This window comes from Olleya sediminilitoris (assembly GCF_016785945.1).
GTDB classification, from domain to species: domain Bacteria; phylum Bacteroidota; class Bacteroidia; order Flavobacteriales; family Flavobacteriaceae; genus Olleya; species Olleya sediminilitoris.
Map to the genome: position 1 here is coordinate 321119 of NZ_JAEMEF010000002.1, position 19575 is coordinate 340693.

Below are 19575 nucleotides of genomic sequence, written 5' to 3' on the forward strand. Positions count from 1 at the left end.
CAACCTTATAATATTATTACCTATGAAATCAACCATTTACTTAAAATCGCTTTTTACGATTACGACCCTTCGCTTATTTTGTCTATTGCTTATTGGATTGATTATGTCCTCTTGTAATGAGGTACATTATGAAGGCATCCCTTCACCAGTTATTTTTACACCTAATATACCTGTAGATGTTGATCCTGTATTACAAAACGAGTTAAAAGCAGCAGGTGATATTTACCAGTTAAATCAAGCGTATAACCTTTATAGTTGGCAAGCTTTAATTGCTATTAATTGGCCAATGACCGATGATGGCATCCCAAAACCTAAGTTTACAGACGCAGGATCACCTGCATGGTTAGGATGGAAAGAAGCTTTTCAAGTATATAGGGAAGATGGACAACAACCGGCAGCTTGGGGTAGTCCAAGAATTCAAACCGGTTTAGGATTAACGTCTAGTTTGCTTAAAGACAGTGATTCTAGAGTGATATTAAGTACTAGAACTCCGACACAACCAGCACATCATAATCTAGCAGATGAAACGGATCAGGCATTTGCAGGTAAATTATTTGATCAGAATGGAGAAGTTGTTGTTTATGAAGTATTAATGAATGAAGTGGAGTTTGATTACATTGTAGCAAACAAACTGTATAATTTAAACGGTCAATTAGAATTTACTAAGACCCAAACTGAAGCTAATTTTCCAAAGGGAAACTATGATAATGGCACACTTGGTGCTACAGAAATAAAACTAGCATGGCGCGTTTTTAAGCCAACTGATTTGCATCAAAACCGTTATTTAACAGATGAGGGTTATATTATTGATGAAGTTACAGGGCAACCTAAGCAAGTGCGTCTTGGTTTGATTGGTTTTCATATTAGTCAGAAAACACCAACCGGTAAGCAATGGGTATGGTCTACTTTTGAGCATATAGACAACTTGGATGAAAATGTTATTGTAGGTGCCGATGGTAAGACTACCGTTATACATCCTACACTGACAGATCCTGATTGCGAAATTTGTCCTGTTAATGTTGATGCTACTAATGGCAACAGTACTTATATGTACCAAAGTTCTGAGCATAGTGACTATTGGACAATAACAGGTGATACAAATAACTATTATGCTGCATCAGATACCATGAAAACGCAATCTAAGCGCATGGTGGATATTCCTGTTAGGGTTAGAGAAATTAATAGAAAGATGCAAGATTATTTTAAGGCACAAGGTAGTGTATGGCAATATTACCAATTGATTGATACACAATACCCTGTGAACCAAAATGCAAAACCTGCTACAAGTACTGCAACAGCATACCATTTACCAGAAAGTGTGATTAATAAGTCGGGAGGAGTGCCAAATATAGCTTACCTGACTAATATTACTATGGAAACTTTTTTTCAGGATGGTAATCAAATTGCTGGACTTATGGAAAACTCGACGTCTGAAGGAACTGCTTTACCATTAAGCATCTTTGGTACCGAAAGTTGTATAGGTTGCCACTCTAGTGCTGGTATTGCTGTGTCCTATGACAGCACAACCTCAGCACCTAAATTTGGAGGGCAATTGTCTGGTGACTTTAGTTGGTTACTTAAAAGAGCCAACTGGGATACCTCGTTACCAAAACCAACTATTAAAGCAGAAGAATAGTATCACCTTTAAACCGTACTTTATATGGCACCTTTAAAAACAACAACCTGCGCTTGTGGCTCTGCAACTGATTTAAAAGAAACACCTGGTCAAGGCAGTAAAAAGATTAGTGTTTTAAATGGTATATCCGTTGTGTTTTTATTCTTTTTTCCTAAATGTCCACTATGTTGGGCAGGCTATGCGTCACTTTTTAGTTTTATAGGCTTAGAGCGTATTGATTATAATGCTAATTGGCGATTTGTTATTATTGGATTGCTATTGACTGGTAGTTTTTTAATATTGCGGAAGCATTATTTGAATAAATCATGGTTAAACCTTATGTTTTACGGTTTAGGGCTTTTTATTTTGCTTCTTACATCTATAGCTAATTTAAGTGCGTCCTTTTGGCTTTATATTATTCTTTTTTTAATACTGTTAAGTAATTTTTCTAAGCAGACTAACCATAAGCTAATTAAGTTTTTTAGACTTCCTTCTTTTTTTTGGGGCTAGAGGAGGAGGAGGTATATAGCTTCTATTTGTTTTTAAATAAATGATTGACAAACCATTATGATTAGGCGTCTTATATATATAAGCTTTGGTTGTGAGGATGAATCTTACTAGAATATTTAAAATATAAGTCGTTATTTAGTGCGTATATTTATTATATTACTGACTTTTTGTATATACATTAGTACTAAATAGTCCCAATATAATAGTATGAGGTTAAAATTTTTAAACAAACGAAAGTTCTGGTTGCGGTTTATTGCTTTAATAATCTTAGTACCGTTACTATTTTTTAGTGCAGTTGTATTATATATTTATTCAGAACAAGATGAAATTATTCAAAATGAAATAGCTGTTTTGAATACTCAGCACCAAGGTTTAATTACGATTGGTGACACCCACTTATCGCTTTTTAACAACTTTCCGGATATTTCTTTTAAGGTCGATGATGTAAAGATTTATGAAACTAAAGACACTAAAGTAACTCCAATTCTTGAGGTTGCAGACATCTATACAGGTTTTAATATATGGGATATTATAAACGGAAACTATACCATTAGGTCGCTAATTATAGAAGACGGTTTTTTTGATATTGTGGTACATAAGGATGGTACTATTAATCTTCAAAATGCTTTAGACTCATTAGAAGACACAGAAACATCAACCAATGATGACTTTGCCAATATCCAACTAGAACGTATTAAATTACAAAATCTTGACATACATAAAAAAGATGAAACTGAAAATACAGATTTAGAAACCTTTATATCTCAAGGAAAAGGAGGGTTTGAAATAAATAAGGACTTTATATCTGCACATATAGATACCGAGTTTGAAATGAATTTGATTGATAATGGCGATACCACATATGTGCGTCATAAGCATTTTGAGCTTCATACCGATCTGACACTTAACCAAAATACAGGATTGCTTACTGTTAAACCTTCAGGTTTAAAAATGGAACACGGTGATTTTAATATTGAAGGCACTATAGATACTAAAAATGATGTAGATCTTGATCTTTCTATAAAAGGAACCAAGCCCAATTTTGATATGCTAATTGCTTTTGCACCAGAAGATGTTATTCCTGTTTTAGAACGCTACCGTAATGCCGGAAACATCTATTTTAATGCTATGGTTAAAGGTCCTACACTAAACCAACAAATGCCCTTTTTTGATGTGCGTTTTGGAGCTAGTGAAGCTTTTCTTGAAAATACAGATAAGGGTAAACGTGTTGATGATATGGGCTTTAGTGGGCATTTTACTAATGGAAAAGACCGACATTTACGTACCATGAAATTCTCTTTAACAGATATGACTGCCAAACTAGATAAAGGGACGTTTTTAGGTAATCTTGTTGTTGAAAATTTTGAAGCGCCAGAAATTAACATGCAATTAAATGTAGATTTTAATCTAGAGTTTATGGCTAGTTTTCTTAATCTTACAGATATAGACAACACGTCTGGTAATGTGTCTTTAGAAATGAATTTTCATGATATTATTGATATAGACCATCCAGAACTTGCACTTAACACCCTTAATCAAGCTTATTTTACAGAGCTTAAAGTTAGCAATCTAAGTATCTCTTCTGCAGATCTTCCTGCACCATTACAACAACTTAATGCGCACCTTATCATGAAAGGTAAACAAGCCACGCTTGATCAGTTTGATATGATATTAGGTAACTCTGATGTATCCATCACAGGATATTTATCTGATTTTCCTGCTGTTGTACATCATACAGATACACCTGTAGATGCGCATTTAGACATTACCTCAAATCTCCTTGATATTGCAGAGCTTACACGATATTCTGTAATAGACAGTACAGGTGTAGATGAACAGATTAAAAATTTAAGTACTGGTTTTTCTTTTAAATCTTCGGCTAAAGCCTTTACAGAATCTAAATACTTGCCAAAAGGCGAATTTTTTATAGATAGCCTTCATGCCCAACTTAAACACTATCCGCATGAATTGCATGATTTTCATGTAGATTTTCTTATTGGCGAAAAAGACCTGAACATTGTAGATTTTACAGGTTATATTGATGATTCAGACTTTCATTTTAATGGACAAGTTTATAATTATGGTTTTTGGATGCAAGACCAACTTAATGGAGATGTAGATTTAGATATAACGTTAACCTCAGATTTATTACGATTAGAAGATGTTTTTACTTATCAAGGCGAGAATTATGTCCCAAAAGAGTATCGTCATGAAGAGTTTGAAAAACTAGTCTTACACCTTAACTCTAGTATGCATTACAAGGACTCTGCATTACATTCTATAGATTTAGATCTTGATAAACTAGATACCAAAATGCATTTGCATCCTTTACGATTCCAAAATTTTAATGGTCGTTTTCATTATGAAGATGAACATCTTGTGATTGAAAAATTTAATGGTAAAATAGGACGTACAGTTTTTGGAATAGACCTTAACTATTATCTAGGAAATGATGAAGCTATTAAGAAACGTGACAACTATCTTGCTTTGCAAGCAAATTATATAGATTTTGATCAGCTTTTCAATTTTAATACTTCAGCTCCAACAGCCACTACAATAACAACCACTAAAACAGATACTGAAACTGCAGATGTTAAAGTGCATGCAGACGCATTTAACTTGTATGAATTACCCTTTACAGATATGACCTTTGATGTTAATGTTGGTCATTTTATATATCATCGTATTGACTTACAACATATTGATGCACAATTTAGAACGACACAAAACCATTATATCCATGTGGATACTTTTTCTATGAATGCAGCTGGAGGTAACTTTAAAATGTCAGGCTATTTTAATGGAAGTGATCCAAAACATATTTACATGAAACCAGATTTAGTAACAGAGCATGTTGATATAGATAAACTACTGTTTAAGTTTGAAAACTTTGGGCAAGATCATTTAGTGTCTGAAAATTTAAAAGGTACGGTGTCTTCACATATAACAGGAAACATTAGGGTGTATCCTGATTTAGTACCAGATTTGGATCAATCAGAAATTCATATGGATGTCGAGGTCTTTAATGGTAAATTACAAAATTATGACCCTATATCTATGTTATCGGATTATATGGGTGATAAAAACCTTAGAAATATAAAATTTGATACCCTTAGGAATCATCTAGATATTACTAATGGACGTATAACCATACCTAACATGACTATTGAATCTACACTTGGACATTTTGAGTTTTCCGGTACACAGGATAGTGATCATAATATTGAATATTATGTAAGAATCCCATGGAAAACAGTAAAACAAGCCGCACGTTATAAATTATTTGCTAGAAAAAATGATAACGGTAATACAGAAGACATGGAGGAGGAAGATATTATAGAACTTGATCCTAACAAAAAAGTACGCTACCTTAATATTAAATTACATGGTAGCATGGATGATTTTAAGGTATCCATGAAGAAGGCGAAAAAAACTGAAACGGAATGACTTTAACTAATTAAATGTCGATAGAATGACAAACTATATTTGAAATCTTAATTGAGATACAAGTTATTAATACCTTCTCAGTATAATAATTATAATGAGAAGGTTTAAGCTTATTAATATATGTTATGCCTCAAATACACTTAGTAATTTGTTTTTAAGTTTTTCATCTGTTCCATTTTGTTCAAACAATATATCTAATGCTTTATTTGCTTGTGTTTTGTAATACGCTATATCTTCTTCGGGATTCTCTTTAATTAGTGTTGTAAAGGTATTACATGCTTTGTTTATCTCTCCATTTACTACGTAAGCTGTTGCTAAGTATTCCCAAGCATACAGTTGACTATATGAAGATAATTTGTTGTAGATAGACGTTAAATGCTCAGTGATTTTTAAAAACTCTGGATAATTTGGTTTATCATTTTTATAGACTAAACATAGATTTAGTGTTCCCGTCTGTGTAGGCAAGATTTGGTAACAACGTCTCCACCATTTCTCTGCATTGTCATAGTCCTTTAATCTGCCATACCATGAGCCTAAATGATTGCAAGCACTTTCATGTTCTTGAATTGCCTCTTTTATTTTTTTAGTTTTTCTTCCTTTAAAGGGTATAATAGCTTCTAAATAGGGCTCTAAACTAGCTATAGCAGCCTTACTGCTTGCTTCTTTACTTCCGCCTTCATCTTCCACTCTAAATAGTATTTTTCGTGCTTTAAACAGTTCTTTACTAATATCACTTTGGTTTGGGTAATTGACTAAAGGCGTCAAACCAATTGACTTAAAAAAGCTTATACCTGGTTCTGTAATTGCTTTATTCCAAAGGGATAGTAACAATTTTTTATTTTCGTCTGTCGTTACAAAATCTGCAATGACTTTTTCACGAATTGGAGACTCTGGTATAACTCCTTTATACATTGGTATTGTACATTCCTCGTTAAAATCACCAAAACATTTTAGATAAACAGAAGCGCCTTTCATAAAATAGGGTTTAAGGTCTGCGTCTGTTAACAGTTTTTGACCTACAGTTGCTAGAACAGTACAATGTTGAAACAGCTCGAAGTCCGAACTATATTGGTAGTTATTTTCCCATGCTTTATTGATAAGTGGAGGTCCCCAAAGGTCTTTAGCATTTTCTAAAACGTCACTAGGAGCGGATTCGTCTATTTTATTTTTTAGCACTTTTAACTGCGCTTTAGAATAGATACCTAGTATGTAATCAACAACTACAAAATCATCACCATCATCATCATCATAATCTAAGTATTGGTTTCTTAAAAGGGCTATTTTTTTTATAGACTCTTTTTCATAATCTACTATTTTACTTACAAACAACGTTTTATATTCCTTAAAAAGTATTTGGGTCATTTCTTCAAACCATTTCATGTCTTCTTTCATCTTAGGAATTTATTAATGTTTTGGTTAATCTTTATTTAGAGTGTAAATATAATTTAAAATGCACATCCATTTTATCCCTGAAAACCGTGTGATTTAGAACTGTTTTATTTATTGTTATTCAATTAACTAGTTAAAAGTCAAGTATAATTATAAATATACTTTCCAGTTTTTTATCTATTTAATTATCTGTTTAAAATCTTACTGTTATCCATTTATTACGACTGAATTATTATATACACCCTATTACATAGCCAGTAATTTGGACCTCTTTTATTACACCTGAATGATAGTAATAGGCACAGATATAGTGTGTGTCACTACCTATTATAAAATCACACATAAACCGCTAGAAAATAAAAAGGGTTAATTAACCTAATTAGAAAAGGTTAGACACCTAATGGTTTTTAACTAATTAAAAATGAACTTTATAATCTGTAAATCAAGATGGTTTTAGATGAAGATAAGTATCCCTTTTTGACATACTAAAACTTATAAAACAAATGATTAAAATATAACTCTATTCTATGAAAACAATCCTTATTCAATCTATTGGAACAGCTAAACCCGGAATTACTAAAATCTTAGCAGATGCATTTGAAGTCAATCATCAATTATTAACACAAATGATTTATAACGCACCTAGTGTGTTTTTACATAAAGTAGATGAAGCCACTGCTGATAAAGTAAACGGTATGCTTACTGAGTTAGGCTTAGAAGTATTGGTTCAGAACGCTGATGTTGCTATTCCTGGTCCTGCTGAAAAACTTGACTTAGCCCTTTATATAGATGATCCACTTAACATTCAGAATATAGCACAACAACTGTCTGAGTTTATGGGCATCAATAACAAAGAAGCATTTGAATTGTTAATTCAGGATCCCTCTGTAGTACTTGGAGGTGTTAGTAAAAATACCGCTATAGCACTAGAAAATAGAGTAGATGCAGAAGTTATAGTAAGTAACCCTTTAAAGGCTACTTATACTATATTAGTTAAAGACTACACACCAACTTTTATTAATGAGTTTAAGTTATTATGTCAAAATGCTGGATATACATTAGACCAGAATAAAATAACGGGACTTACCCATAAAGAGGCACAAAAGCTATGGACTAAAGTACAGGACCCTCAAAAAATAAAATTAGTTAATGAAGATTTTATACGCTATAGAATCATTCTGAATGCTTTTGATGCTAACAATGAAGCCTCTGTACAATTCTTAAAAGAACAGATAGGTATGCCTACAGAGTTAATTGGCAGACTAAACGATTATTTACCCCTTGAAATTGTTGAAAGCCTTTCTAAATGTAAGGTAGAATCCTATTTAGAATTAACAACAGCAGCTGCTTTAGACTGTGAGAGTCATGTAAATTCAGTAGATAGATACCAGTTACAAATTCAAAATATCACACAGAAAGAACAAGTAGAACAAACATTGGATCTATTTTTTAAGACTGTAGACATTAAAGATACCAAATGGCAAACTCCAGAAAAGCTAGACAGTGTGCTTAATCGTTTACTATCTAAACAATTAGAAGCCTTGGGTTGTGATGTAGAACCTATTTATAGTTAAGCCCTATGGACAATACTAATTTACATTACAATATTGCAGAACAAGGTAAAGTATTTGCCACACAAGGTAATCACAAAGAAGCCTTGAGGCATTATAAAGAAGCGTTGCGCATGTCTCAACAGATTCCTCAAGCGGATATATTCTTTCAACATTACAGTCAATGTGCAATGGAAAGCTTGGAACAGATGAAATCCTACCTAGAGGTGATTACATTTTGTGATAAATGCATTGCCTTTATGGAGTCCAAAGAGGACTTACAAGCGCATCCTGTTTTTATGAAGTATTTAGCGTCCTTATGGGAACGTAAAGGCATACAGTATTTATACCTCAACGATAAAGAAGATGCTATAACTGCATTTGAAAAAGCAATAGCCATCCAGAAGCCTAGTAAAATCCCTTTGGCTCAAGAACTACATAATTGGTGTAAAAGAGGCTATACTATTAGTCAGCAACAAATAGAAGGCCTTAATAAAAAGCATCACTATTATATTGTTAGAAAAGACACTATAAACTCTAAAATAGCAATAGAATTACCAGAAATGATCAATCCATTATAATTAAAAAACATATGTCAAACGTAACAAAAATTCAAGAAGGAGCAGCAGTACTACAACAAGTAGATGTTAGTGATATTTTCACTTCCTTAGCTATGGGTATAGCAGATGCCCAAAAGAAGTTAGATGATAATTCTATCGCTCAAATCACAAAACTAGCCAATACCACATTAGGCGATAAATCGCTATTAGAACTGGGTTTTGCACCAGCATTCTATAGTTTTACCTATGCAGATATTAGCGCTAACATTCATTTAAAAATGAAAATGAAAGACGAGTTTGCGCTATCTGTACAAGTGGACGCCACTTATAACTCTGGAAAACAAGGAAAAGACAATTATAAAAACGTTGAAAAAGAGAAAGCATTTAATTCTGAAAAGAGTAGTTTTAAATCATCACGAAAGTTTTTAATGAAAAGCAGTACCAAGAATGCTATTGTTATAAATGACAATCATTATAAACTAGATGAAAGTATAGGTATTGTTTCTAGAATAGATGAGTTTCATTCTAAAATTATCCAGTCACAAGATGTAGAACGCTTAAACTATTCGGTATTACAACAATTTGTTACTCGCTATACACCGTCTACAGATTTTACAATACTAAAGATTACAGACTATTTAGATGTTACTGTCATTAATGACGGAACAACTGTACTTACTTTAGATACTGATCTTTCTACTACATTTTCAACTTCTGGTGGAGTCTACGGTTTTTCAGGACAGCTAATTTATGGTTCTACAGTAAGTCCTAAGGATTTAGAATTCCATTTTGGATTTGATAAACGCATCCTCAATTTTAATTATGCAGAAGGTACAATAGACAATGCAGGAAAAGACGCAGAGTTTGAGGCATTGGCTTCTATTTTAAGAGAAGATGATACTGCAAGTATTGTTATTAAAGGCTATACCGATAGTAGTGGTGCAGATGCCTACAATATAAATTTATCTAAAGACAGGTGTGAAGCCATGCGTGATTATCTAGTAGCCCAAGGTGCTAGAGCCACACAAATACAGATTGAACCGAAAGGGGAAACTTTAGCTAGAGCCAATAGTGGTCCTGATGACACTAAAAATGAGGTGTTTAGAAAAGTAAGCATCGCCATTACTTCTGGAGCAGATTATATTTATTTTAGTTCTGAGTTAAATGGAGCTACTCCTGATACTGGAGCTAATTACTTTATCACAAATTCTAATAGTAGTCTTGAAATCTCATCATCAGCAGAAGATATAAGCGACTATTGGACAGAAGAAAGACATGGTATTGACTATTACCTAGATAAAGAGACTCAGATAGAGTTTTCTGCTTATTCTAAAACAAGTGAATCTATTAATATTTCAAAAGAAGAGGAAGAAGGCTCAGTAGACGAAGTGAAAATAGCACAAAGTGAAAGCACTAGTCAATTATTATCTGATAATAGTGGTAATTCTAAATCAGATCAAACTGTTGCTTTAGGATTGAATGTTGATTTACGCATGTCTAAGCAATTTGAAATGTCTGTAGAGGGTAATTCGTCAATGTCGGCACGTATGGTTGCGTTACCACCACCAGATGGATTTTTAAAGTACGTAGACTCTCTAACTGAATAATTATGGGAGCTATAGCCACTATAACAAATTCAATAACCAATGCGCCTTTACATCAAATGATAGAGCAAATGGGTATATCTGTTGCCAATGCACAAGCTGCCTTAGATGAGAACTCTATTAAAACGCTAAAGGCACTTGCAGAAAAAGGTGTTGAGATTAATGGAGAAACGACCAATTTATTATTACTAGGATTTGTACCCACTTTTTATGCCTTTACTGAAGCTAGTTTTGAAATGAAAATGGAATTTTCTATGGCAGAATCAGAAGCTTTTTCAGTAGGTGCCAGTGTGGAAGCTGATTTTGGTATAGTAGCCGCATCAGTAAGTGCGTCCTACAGTCGTAAGTTTGATCAGTCAGCCAGTGGCTCTTCTAGTATTGCAGCTAGAATGGTGTCGCTACCACCACCAGAAAACCTATTAGAAAAGTTAAAAACTATCAAACCAGAATTATAAACACAGTCATACAATACACATAAATAACAATTAAACATTAAAAGATGAATTTACGTAACAAACCAAGAATTGGACAGGAATTACTAGATGTGCCGATGGGCAGCATGATTCAGCAAATGGCTATGGCTATAGCCGAAGGACAAATGGCATTAGATGCCAACTCTATAGACGTAGCAGAAATGATGGGAGGACTTAAAACCATTACAGATGATGAGGGTAATGTGACCTTTGAAGACAGTCGTGTCTTTTTTGGCCAACAAAAGTTTACATCTACACAAGCTGTTACCTATTTAAATAGTGGAGAAGCCTCAGTCTATGAGCAAAACAAATTAGTAGAAGACTTAAAAGTAGGCGCTTCTTCTGGAGCATTAGCAACAGAAGCTGATGGTGTTTATACCCTTACAACAGCAGGAACAGGGTCATCAGTAGAGATTAATGTGCCTAGAAGACTATCTATGATGGAGTTAGGGTTTACACCAACCTTTTATCAATTTGTAGATTCTATTATAGAAGTAAAAATAGCTATTAAGTATACCCAAGAAGGTTCTTCAACGGTTGATATTAATCGATCAACCACTAATAAAAGTAGTCGCGGTGTTGGTGGAGGAGTCGCTAAGTTTTTTGGTAGTCCTAATGCAAGTAAAAGTACTGTTAGTACCTCTCAGGTTAATGCTAGCTACTCTCAAAAATACAGTTACTCTGCAGAAGGAAGTAGTCTATTGAGAACCAAACTAGTTCCTATTCCGCCACCAGCAGTGTTGGAAGAAAGAATTAGAAAGATGATGGACGAAGAATTTACAGAAACACCACCACAGTAAACAATACATAAATTAAATACGATCTTATGAACATAGGTAAAGAATTATTAAACGTGCCATTTCCGCAGATGATTAAAAATTTGGGAGTTGGTATTGCTGAGGCACAATATGCCTTAGACAGAGTATCTATTCGTATTGCGCAAATGATGAGTGGTCACAAGCTTAATGCGGATGGTGAAATGGAGAAAGATGACACCGCCTTAATCGTATTAAAAGATGGAGAGTCGGGTGTAAGCTTATTAGCTTTAGGTTTTACACCCACTTTTTATCAGTTTGTGGAATCTTATATTTCTATAAAGATGGACATGCGTTTTCAAGAAGACCGAGATTTAAGTCTTTCGGCAGAAGTTAAAGCACGCTATAGTACAGGTTTTACTAATGTGTCTGCAGCAGTTAACGCTAGCTATTCTCAAAAATACCAATTTGAAGCCAGCGGAAGCTCAGAGCTTAGAACCAAGCTAGTTACTGTGCCTGTTCCGGTTATATTTGAAAGTCGTTTACAAGCTTTATTAAAAGAAGACTCTGGAAGTTAACCCTAATCGTTACACTATTTTATGGCTAAAAATTGGAAAACATTATTGCCCAAAGCACCAGATCAAGCGACTGATCCAGCATTAGATTTAAAGGCGTCCCTTGAAGATTTAGTACACATTGATGATACGCTTAAAAGCTTAATTACCGAGCGTGAAGCTTTGGAGCAACAGATGAAAACGTTAAGTGGTGAATCTGATGTTACAGACACACCAGCTAATAGCCATTTTGAACAGCCCATTGACTCCTTTAAAACCAAACGAGAACAAGACCAAAAGCGGTTTGAAACCAAACGACAATTAGAAGACAAAATTGCTGCCAAAAAGCTAGAGTTTAAACATTGGGAAAAGCAAAGGAACGCTCTGAAATTAAAAGTTATTACCGCCAAAAAGCAAGTAGAACGCGCTAAGGCTTTTAAGAAAGCCATAAAGAGCGATGATTTTGAAGCCAGATGGGAGAAACAACGTGAGACTTTTAAAGCTAAAGTCCTAAAAAAACCCAAAGATTTATGGTCAGAGCAAAGAGATACACCCAAAGACAATTGGTCAGAACATCGAGACCAACCTAAAGCTAATTGGGAAGAAAACAGAGATAGACCCAAAGCACCCATTCTATCTAAACTAAAAGATTCGGTAGTTAGAAAAGCCACTAAAAAAAGCCAACCAAAACCGAAAGCAAAAACAATAAAAGACCGATGGGAACAATTAAGAGATCAACAGCGGGAAGCTAAAAAGCTAAAGGCTAAGTCTGAGAAAAAATGGGATGACTTTCAAAAACAATCTTTAGTAGATTCTTTTGACGTGATACCCAAGGAGGGGAGTAATGACTTTAAGTCCTTTGAAAACGATTTTAAAGCATTAGCACAACAAGAGAAAGATGCTTTTGAGCAGAAACAAGAACAATTAAAAGCGAAACTAAAAGCCAAAGCGAAGGCGACTAAATCTTCGTTAACTAATCAGAAGCAAAAAGAGGCTAAGCAGGAAGAGTCTAAAGCCCAACGCCAACAAGACAAACAAGCCGAAGCGAAACGAGAAGAGGACAGAAGACAAAGACAGATTAAATCAAGAGACGAGAAGAAACAAGCGCAAAAACGAGAACAACAACGTGAAGAACGAAAAGAAGCACGTCAAAAACGTAAAAAAGACAAATACGCATAATTATGAGTCAAGCAAATAATAGCTCTTTAGCATTACATGACATTTTACTATCCATAGCTGATAGTCTTAATGTGGCACAACACCAGTTGAGAAATATGTCACCTTATGACGAGTATGGACGACCAAATACCTTATACCAATTACCATACTTGGATTTCTCTTTAGAGGTGATTAGTGAAGTTGCTAGTGAAACCGAGTCTACAACCCCATCTAATGCACGTCTTGCTACACCAGAACTAGCAAAAACTACTGCATTTACAAAAAGCAATGTGATGACGCAACAAAGTCATCAAGCCTTAGTCTATAAACTACCGACTACGACACAAAACAAAACCAGTAACGACAGTGCTTCCAATAAAATTACCAGTACCATTTCGGGACGGTTTGTTGCTGTAATGCCCAATGAAGGCGTTCCGCAGGTCTTTATTGTGATGTCTGCTGAGCAAATTTCGGCTACAGCCTACACCTTAAAAGTCACGTTAACTTATGCCACCAATGAACCTGTTGTTGGACAAAAGGTAGAGATCAATTTTGACGAAGCGACTTCATTAGCATTAAATGATACTGCGACCAGTATTACACCACCTTCATTTTCGCCATCAAAAGAAGGATTTACAAATGGTGCTGGCGTTTATGAAACCAACATAACCATTGCCTCAGGCGATGTCAACAAAACGATAATTTTTGTAGCCAACAGCGGAACTATTTTTACCTCTGTAGCTATTAGCAACACATAATATTATGCCACTCAGTAAACTAAAACACATACGCATTGATTTTTCATTATATGATGAAAAGAATAAGCCTAAAGCCAAACTACCTATATTTATTCAGTATTATGAGGTTACTACCAATGCCTGGATTTCTATATATGTTGCCGATATTGTTAAAGGGGTTTTAAGTATAGAAGAAACGACTAAGTCTAGAGCCAAAGCCTTATTGTCTTTTTTTAAGATTTTAAAAAACAATCAAATCCCAGAGCTGCGTATTATTGCACAGAAAACCCTTTATACATTAGATCAATTTCAGGTTTTAACGTCCTTATATGCTTTTCATTTTGATGAAGAACAAAGTGTTTTGCATTTTGATTTTGGTACTGCTTATTTGTTACCAGAGGCTATATTAAAAGAACAACAAGGCTTTACAGACTTTATTGTGGTGACTTCGCCATACTCGTTTGCGTATGACAACCAACTACTTGATAAATCTTTACAACAATGTCTTACTAAAACCAAGACGTTAGAAGCTAGTTTAGCCAAAACTAAGACTCAGTTAACTGCAAAGCAAAAACAATATACTGAGGTTGCTAATACGTTAAAAACAGCAACTAAAACCCATACCGATTTAAGTCAAGCACATACTGATTTAGAAGCTAATTTTAAAAGTTTAGCGACTGATGCTAAGGATTGCCAAGAGGAAAAAGAAGCTTTGCAAGCCGCATTAAATGACGCGCAACAAGCACTAGAAGCCTTACATGAAAAAAATACTAAATTACAGACACAAAATGAATCCCTTACCACTTCTTTAAATGAAGCTAAACAAGATATAGAACGTTTAACGCCTTTTGAAGGACTGTACGAAGCGTCACAAAAGGAGTATGCTGCTTTAAACGGAAATTACACCGAGAGTATACAAGCGCTTGAGCATTGTGCAAAAGGGTATACCGCTTTACAAGAGGCCTATGCACAGCTACAAAAAGAACAACAAGATTGTTTAGAACAATTAGAGACCTGTAGTGCGGAAAAAGCACAATCTGACAAGGAACGCTTGGAAGCCAACGCAGCGTTAGATGCGCTAAACACCAAATACAATACAGCTGTAGAGCACTTAGGCAACAAAACAGAAGAGGTTGCACAGTTACAATTAAAAATAGACGAACTAAGTAAGGAAGTCGCTTTTGATTTACGACCAATGCCAGTTAGTGGTGTGTATACCAACATAGTTAATGAGATACAATTAGCAGACAACCTAAATAACAGTGACTATAAGCTGTCTAATATTCAGTTAAAAATTAAGTCGTTAGTTAATCGAGATCAAGATGGCGTCAATTTGCAGTTTTTAAACCATGAAACCGCTAAGGAGATTAATGGAAACTCTATTAGTGAAGTGGTCTTGGATATAGAAAGTGCCCCAAGAGCCGTTAGCGAACCTGGTAAGTTACCTAATTTGATTGGTTTTACAGAAACCGCTGTAAGACGTATTTTAAGCAATCAAGGTTTGCGATTGAATCCTGTTTACCAAAAGCAGAGTACTGTACCATCAGGAGAATCTTTTAAGCAGAGTCCAGCAGTAAACAGTACGATTCAGAATAATCAATTAATCACCGTAATATTTAGTAAAAATGAGTAATCCGATCCAACAATTTAGTGACATATTATCAGGTCCATTAGGCGAATTAATAGCCTCTATAGGTCGAGGCGTAGGCGAGGCACAGTCAGCTTTAGACGAGGGCTCTTTACAACAAACCTTAGCGCTTTATACGATAGATGAGCAAGCAGAAGCTAGTGCAGCAACCGATACGACTACGGATGCTGAGACAGCTGTAGGTAACGACAACCAACGTTTGTTGGAATTGATTAGAAGTATAGGTTATCAACCTACGTTTTATGTGATACCAGAAACAGAAGTAGAAGCGAAGGTCTCTTTAAACATGGATTTATCCAACAGTCAGAGTTTACCATTATCGACTTCTTATAAGACTGCCAAATACAGAGCCAATGTGACCCCTTTAAATGCTAATAATGTTAACCAATACAATCTAAATGCTAATGCAGCAGCTACTTTAAAGTTTAAAATTGTTCCGGTACCAGCACCAAGTGGTGTTGCAGAAAAGCGCATTATGCCAGATTTAGTTGGTAGACCTTATGATGACGCTACCAGAGGACTTATGGCGTCTGTAGGATTAAATCATACATTAGACGATGCCTCTAACACACTTTTAGAGGCTAATCCTAGTACTATTTTAACTATTACCGACCAAAATATTGTAGCCCATACTATTATTGAAGTTGACACTATTATTGAACTTAGCTTACAACTACCAGAACTTGATTGATGCGTTAACAGTAGGTGATTCATTTTATTTACTAGATACCACTTAGACCCTTACATTTTAGTTTTAACAGCCCGAAATTATATACAGCATTTCGGGCTTTATTTTGCGCTACATATACATTAGCGTTATATGGTATTTTCTGTTTATTTTATGTGATTAGTTGCTATTATAGGCGTGTTTTTTTAGGGATATTGTAGGAGGGAAGCGGAGAGAACATTTTCTGTTTTTTAATTATTGTGGTGCACTCTGGTGCATTACCATGAACTATCTATGGCTTTACTATGGAGTATCTATGGAGTATCCATGAAGTATCTATGGAGTATCCGTTGCTTAAAATTACTACTATTTGCTTTTTTTAACATTATTTAGCATTTAAGGCTATAATAATGTTTGTATATATTTCGTTATTAGGGTATTGCGACTTCACAACACTAGTTTTTAGTATGGTGTGTCGGTGAATGGTTGGTTTGTTTTTTGAATGTTTTTTCAGCGATGTTGGTTAAACATTTTTAGGGTAAAGCGACTAAAGTAGATTAGTGGAATTTCTGTGCAATTATTACTCAAATAAATTTAGCTGGCTGTTTACCTCTAATTTTATAGGTATACCATCATATTTACCAGATAAATAGTCCTTTTCAAATGATGCATCTTTTCTTGTTTTCTTATCATTTAAAGTTTCCATTCTTGTTTGAAAATAAAAGTCTTTTTCAAATATTACAATTTGATTACTTCTAAGAAGTTTTGAATTCGAATTAATAAAATGTGAAATTGCATATTTGGATAATATCAAAAATATGTAACAAATACTTAAAATTTTATTTTTTAAATTTAAGCTATAAAATTAATTAGTATGATTCACTAATTAAATGAGCGATGAGTAGTAAGTTTATGTCAAAATGCAATTTTAATGACAATCAGGTTAATTTTAACTATTTGTCAGTATATAAATTAACTAAAAGACATAAAAAATGCCATAATGTCTTAATAAGCACATTTGGCATAAATTTTGATATTAAAATAAATTATTGTTCATTACAACTAAAACAAATAAATCAAACTAATTTTTGAGGTTTACGCCCTTAATTAATTAGCATTTATGCGTTTTAAAAGTTTATTTATTTTAGATAGTTTCGACGTTATCTGGGTGCAAATGTAAAAATAAATTGTTAATAACAATGTTAAAAAAAATAAAAAAATAAAAAAAGTAATATCGTAGAGAATTAAAATTTATTAGAAGACTTAAATAGTTAAGGCATATAGCCTTATAGTAATATTATGTTAATACAAATTATTAACACACTAAAAATAAAAAATACGATATGAATATTTCAAATTATTATAATTTAGGATGTCAACAATCAAATTTAGATTTTGTTGACGTAAGGTTAAATACAGACAACCTTTTATTTGTAGATCCAAGATTAATTGAGAATTTACAAACGCCATTGGCAAAAAAAATGAATAAACATCTAGAAGTTTTTTGGGGTGATTTAATAAAAAATGTGAAATCAAAATCATTTGATCAAGCAGACTACCTGCTATCAGGTTTAAGTGAACCAAACGAAACAAGATTAGGTTTTGCGTTTAGTAAGCACTATGGAAATTCCGTTGGTTACAAATTGAGACAGAAAATTGCTCAAACAATCTACAACAATATAGCAGTTAAAACAGGTGTTTTAAGTCATTTTTCAGATATAGAATTGTTTTTTGAAGACATTAGTTCCGATAGAATTTCTGATATGACAACAAAAATTATCAAATCAGTTTTGATAGAATATACCCAAGAACAATGCAAACTTCATAAAATACCAATGAAGAAAGTTTATCAAAAGGATGTATTTGATTTAACTACATCAAAATGGGTAAATAAATCTGTAGAACTTCCTGAATATTTTGGTAAACCTATAATTTTTATACCTAAAAATATTGTTAGACTTCAAAATTCAGCAGGCAAAAATATTAATTGTTTTTATAGATATGCAATAAGACAGTTTATTAGTAATGATACTCAAATGCTAAAAGATGTTAGTGCCTCAGGTAAAGAAGGTAAAATTCTTATTAGAGATATAAAGTCTAAATATCCTCTTTCCAAAGAATCCCTTTCGAATTGGTCAATAAAATTCGGAAAGTTATTGGTAGATTATAAAACTAATCATTTAAAGGGTAGATTAAGAGTATTAGCCGATGATGAAATTGCCGAAATAGTATACGAGAATGGTTATGCACAAGTAGGTTAATTTACTGAATATATTATTTTAAAAGCAGGCATAAATATGCCTGCTTTTTTTATATGACTAAGTAATAGGCGAAATAAATAAACATAATTTATGACTATTTTGTTTTAATTATCCTTAGGGGAATTAAAAATATTATCTAACAATAAAGCAATATATCTGATATTATGTCTAAAAAGCTTAAAAAATTACCATACATAAATTATCATATTTTTGAACTATAAGGTTATGCTTTATGTAAGTTGAGCTTTGGTTAAAAGTAAAAGTTTTTATTACAGTTTCTTTAAAAAATTTATTTCAAAAAGTTTCTTTTATGATGTTAATGAAACACTTTTTATACGACGATTTAGGAAAAATTTTAGAATGGATTTATTTTTATTGATTTTTTTGTTATTAAAGAATACCGTATTTGTAAGTGAAATTATTTTTAAATCTTAAACTCGATAACGATAAAAGGGAACTTATATTACCACTTTCTCTCATTATTTTCTTTTAAAAAGACACTCTACTAAGTTAATCTAGAAACTCTTTTTACGAAGTGACGATAGAAAGAATTGAAAAGTGAGTGAGTTGTTATAAATTAATTAACATTCTTAATTTTACAGTTTTCATTAAATTTATTAGAACAAAAATTACTACATTTAAATTCT

At 33.4% G+C, this 19575-nt stretch carries 16 protein-coding genes; 14 read left to right on the forward strand and 2 right to left on the reverse strand.

Going from position 1 to position 19575, the window contains the following annotated elements; translation table 11 throughout:
- The first annotated feature begins 103 nt into the window (after positions 1–103).
- The 3 genes from JAO71_RS03765 to JAO71_RS03775 all read left to right on the forward strand — a co-directional run bounded on the left by JAO71_RS03765 (position 104) and on the right by JAO71_RS03775 (position 5572).
- Positions 104–1636, forward strand: coding sequence for a hypothetical protein (locus JAO71_RS03765; protein ID WP_202998971.1), 1533 nt, complete (start codon positions 104–106; stop codon positions 1634–1636).
- A 24-nt stretch (positions 1637–1660) separates the two neighbouring features.
- A complete protein-coding gene (locus JAO71_RS03770) occupies positions 1661–2125 on the forward strand; it encodes a hypothetical protein (protein ID WP_028290004.1) in 465 nt (154 codons plus the stop codon).
- Positions 2126–2332: 207 nt separating this feature from the next.
- On the forward strand, positions 2333–5572 hold the full coding sequence (locus tag JAO71_RS03775) for an AsmA-like C-terminal region-containing protein (protein WP_202998973.1): 3240 nt from the start codon (positions 2333–2335) through the stop codon (positions 5570–5572).
- Between the two features lie 123 nt (positions 5573–5695).
- Here JAO71_RS03775 and JAO71_RS03780 read toward each other — a convergent pair whose 3' ends face one another.
- Positions 5696–6964 carry a tetratricopeptide repeat protein gene (locus JAO71_RS03780; RefSeq protein ID WP_116822818.1) on the reverse strand — a complete coding sequence of 423 codons (1269 nt, stop codon included), beginning with the start codon at positions 6962–6964 and terminating at the stop codon, positions 5696–5698.
- 524 nt (positions 6965–7488) lie between these two features.
- Between JAO71_RS03780 and JAO71_RS03785 the strand changes: the two genes are divergently transcribed.
- The 10 genes from JAO71_RS03785 to JAO71_RS03830 are packed head-to-tail and all read left to right on the forward strand — an operon-like array spanning position 7489 to position 16691.
- Complete coding sequence (locus tag JAO71_RS03785) at positions 7489–8535, forward strand: hypothetical protein (protein WP_202998975.1); 1047 nt, start codon at positions 7489–7491, stop codon at positions 8533–8535.
- Between the two features lie 5 nt (positions 8536–8540).
- Complete coding sequence (locus JAO71_RS03790; RefSeq protein WP_116822816.1) at positions 8541–9092, forward strand: tetratricopeptide repeat protein; 552 nt, start codon at positions 8541–8543, stop codon at positions 9090–9092.
- Between the two features lie 11 nt (positions 9093–9103).
- Positions 9104–10678: an OmpA family protein gene (locus tag JAO71_RS03795; RefSeq protein ID WP_202998977.1), complete on the forward strand. Its 1575-nt coding sequence runs from the start codon at positions 9104–9106 to the stop codon at positions 10676–10678.
- A gap of 2 nt (positions 10679–10680) precedes the next feature.
- The gene (locus JAO71_RS03800; protein ID WP_028290010.1) at positions 10681–11130 is read left to right on the forward strand and encodes a hypothetical protein; all 450 of its coding nucleotides are present in this window, start codon (positions 10681–10683) and stop codon (positions 11128–11130) included.
- A 44-nt stretch (positions 11131–11174) separates the two neighbouring features.
- Entirely contained in the window at positions 11175–11948 is a 774-nt protein-coding gene (locus JAO71_RS03805; protein WP_116822814.1) for a hypothetical protein, read from the forward strand.
- Positions 11949–11974: 26 nt separating this feature from the next.
- Positions 11975–12481, forward strand: coding sequence for a hypothetical protein (locus JAO71_RS03810; protein ID WP_202998979.1), 507 nt, complete (start codon positions 11975–11977; stop codon positions 12479–12481).
- Between the two features lie 21 nt (positions 12482–12502).
- Positions 12503–13636 carry a hypothetical protein gene (locus JAO71_RS03815; RefSeq protein ID WP_202998981.1) on the forward strand — a complete coding sequence of 378 codons (1134 nt, stop codon included), beginning with the start codon at positions 12503–12505 and terminating at the stop codon, positions 13634–13636.
- Between the two features lie 2 nt (positions 13637–13638).
- Entirely contained in the window at positions 13639–14373 is a 735-nt protein-coding gene (locus tag JAO71_RS03820; RefSeq protein ID WP_028290013.1) for a hypothetical protein, read from the forward strand.
- Between the two features lie 4 nt (positions 14374–14377).
- Positions 14378–15985 (forward strand): PASTA domain-containing protein, encoded by a 1608-nt coding sequence (locus JAO71_RS03825; RefSeq protein WP_202998989.1) that lies wholly within the window; start codon positions 14378–14380, stop codon positions 15983–15985.
- Positions 15978–16691 carry a PASTA domain-containing protein gene (locus tag JAO71_RS03830; protein ID WP_202998991.1) on the forward strand — a complete coding sequence of 238 codons (714 nt, stop codon included), beginning with the start codon at positions 15978–15980 and terminating at the stop codon, positions 16689–16691. Before JAO71_RS03825 ends, JAO71_RS03830 begins: the two co-directional genes overlap by 8 nt.
- A gap of 556 nt (positions 16692–17247) precedes the next feature.
- Here the strand turns inward: JAO71_RS03830 and JAO71_RS15910 are convergent.
- On the reverse strand, positions 17248–17373 hold the full coding sequence (locus JAO71_RS15910) for a hypothetical protein (protein WP_262895868.1): 126 nt from the start codon (positions 17371–17373) through the stop codon (positions 17248–17250).
- 637 nt (positions 17374–18010) lie between these two features.
- Here JAO71_RS15910 and JAO71_RS03835 point away from each other — a divergent pair.
- Positions 18011–18928, forward strand: a complete 918-nt coding sequence (locus JAO71_RS03835; protein WP_202998993.1) for a hypothetical protein — start codon at positions 18011–18013, stop codon at positions 18926–18928.
- Positions 18929–19575: the final 647 nt, after the last annotated feature.

Coding starts and splice junctions, on each gene's coding strand:
- JAO71_RS03775 (WP_202998973.1), top strand. CDS start 2,333: ATGAGGTTAAAATTTTTAAACAAACGAAAGTTCTGGTTGCGGTTTATT.
- JAO71_RS03765 (WP_202998971.1), top strand. CDS start 104: ATGTCCTCTTGTAATGAGGTACATTATGAAGGCATCCCTTCACCAGTT.
- JAO71_RS03825 (WP_202998989.1), top strand. CDS start 14,378: ATGCCACTCAGTAAACTAAAACACATACGCATTGATTTTTCATTATAT.
- JAO71_RS03785 (WP_202998975.1), top strand. CDS start 7,489: ATGAAAACAATCCTTATTCAATCTATTGGAACAGCTAAACCCGGAATT.
- JAO71_RS03835 (WP_202998993.1), top strand. CDS start 18,011: ATGAATATTTCAAATTATTATAATTTAGGATGTCAACAATCAAATTTA.
- JAO71_RS03815 (WP_202998981.1), top strand. CDS start 12,503: ATGGCTAAAAATTGGAAAACATTATTGCCCAAAGCACCAGATCAAGCG.
- JAO71_RS03810 (WP_202998979.1), top strand. CDS start 11,975: ATGAACATAGGTAAAGAATTATTAAACGTGCCATTTCCGCAGATGATT.
- JAO71_RS03820 (WP_028290013.1), top strand. CDS start 13,639: ATGAGTCAAGCAAATAATAGCTCTTTAGCATTACATGACATTTTACTA.
- JAO71_RS03800 (WP_028290010.1), top strand. CDS start 10,681: ATGGGAGCTATAGCCACTATAACAAATTCAATAACCAATGCGCCTTTA.
- JAO71_RS03780 (WP_116822818.1), bottom strand. CDS start 6,964: ATGAAAGAAGACATGAAATGGTTTGAAGAAATGACCCAAATACTTTTT.
- JAO71_RS03830 (WP_202998991.1), top strand. CDS start 15,978: ATGAGTAATCCGATCCAACAATTTAGTGACATATTATCAGGTCCATTA.
- JAO71_RS15910 (WP_262895868.1), bottom strand. CDS start 17,373: ATGGAAACTTTAAATGATAAGAAAACAAGAAAAGATGCATCATTTGAA.
- JAO71_RS03770 (WP_028290004.1), top strand. CDS start 1,661: ATGGCACCTTTAAAAACAACAACCTGCGCTTGTGGCTCTGCAACTGAT.
- JAO71_RS03805 (WP_116822814.1), top strand. CDS start 11,175: ATGAATTTACGTAACAAACCAAGAATTGGACAGGAATTACTAGATGTG.
- JAO71_RS03790 (WP_116822816.1), top strand. CDS start 8,541: ATGGACAATACTAATTTACATTACAATATTGCAGAACAAGGTAAAGTA.
- JAO71_RS03795 (WP_202998977.1), top strand. CDS start 9,104: ATGTCAAACGTAACAAAAATTCAAGAAGGAGCAGCAGTACTACAACAA.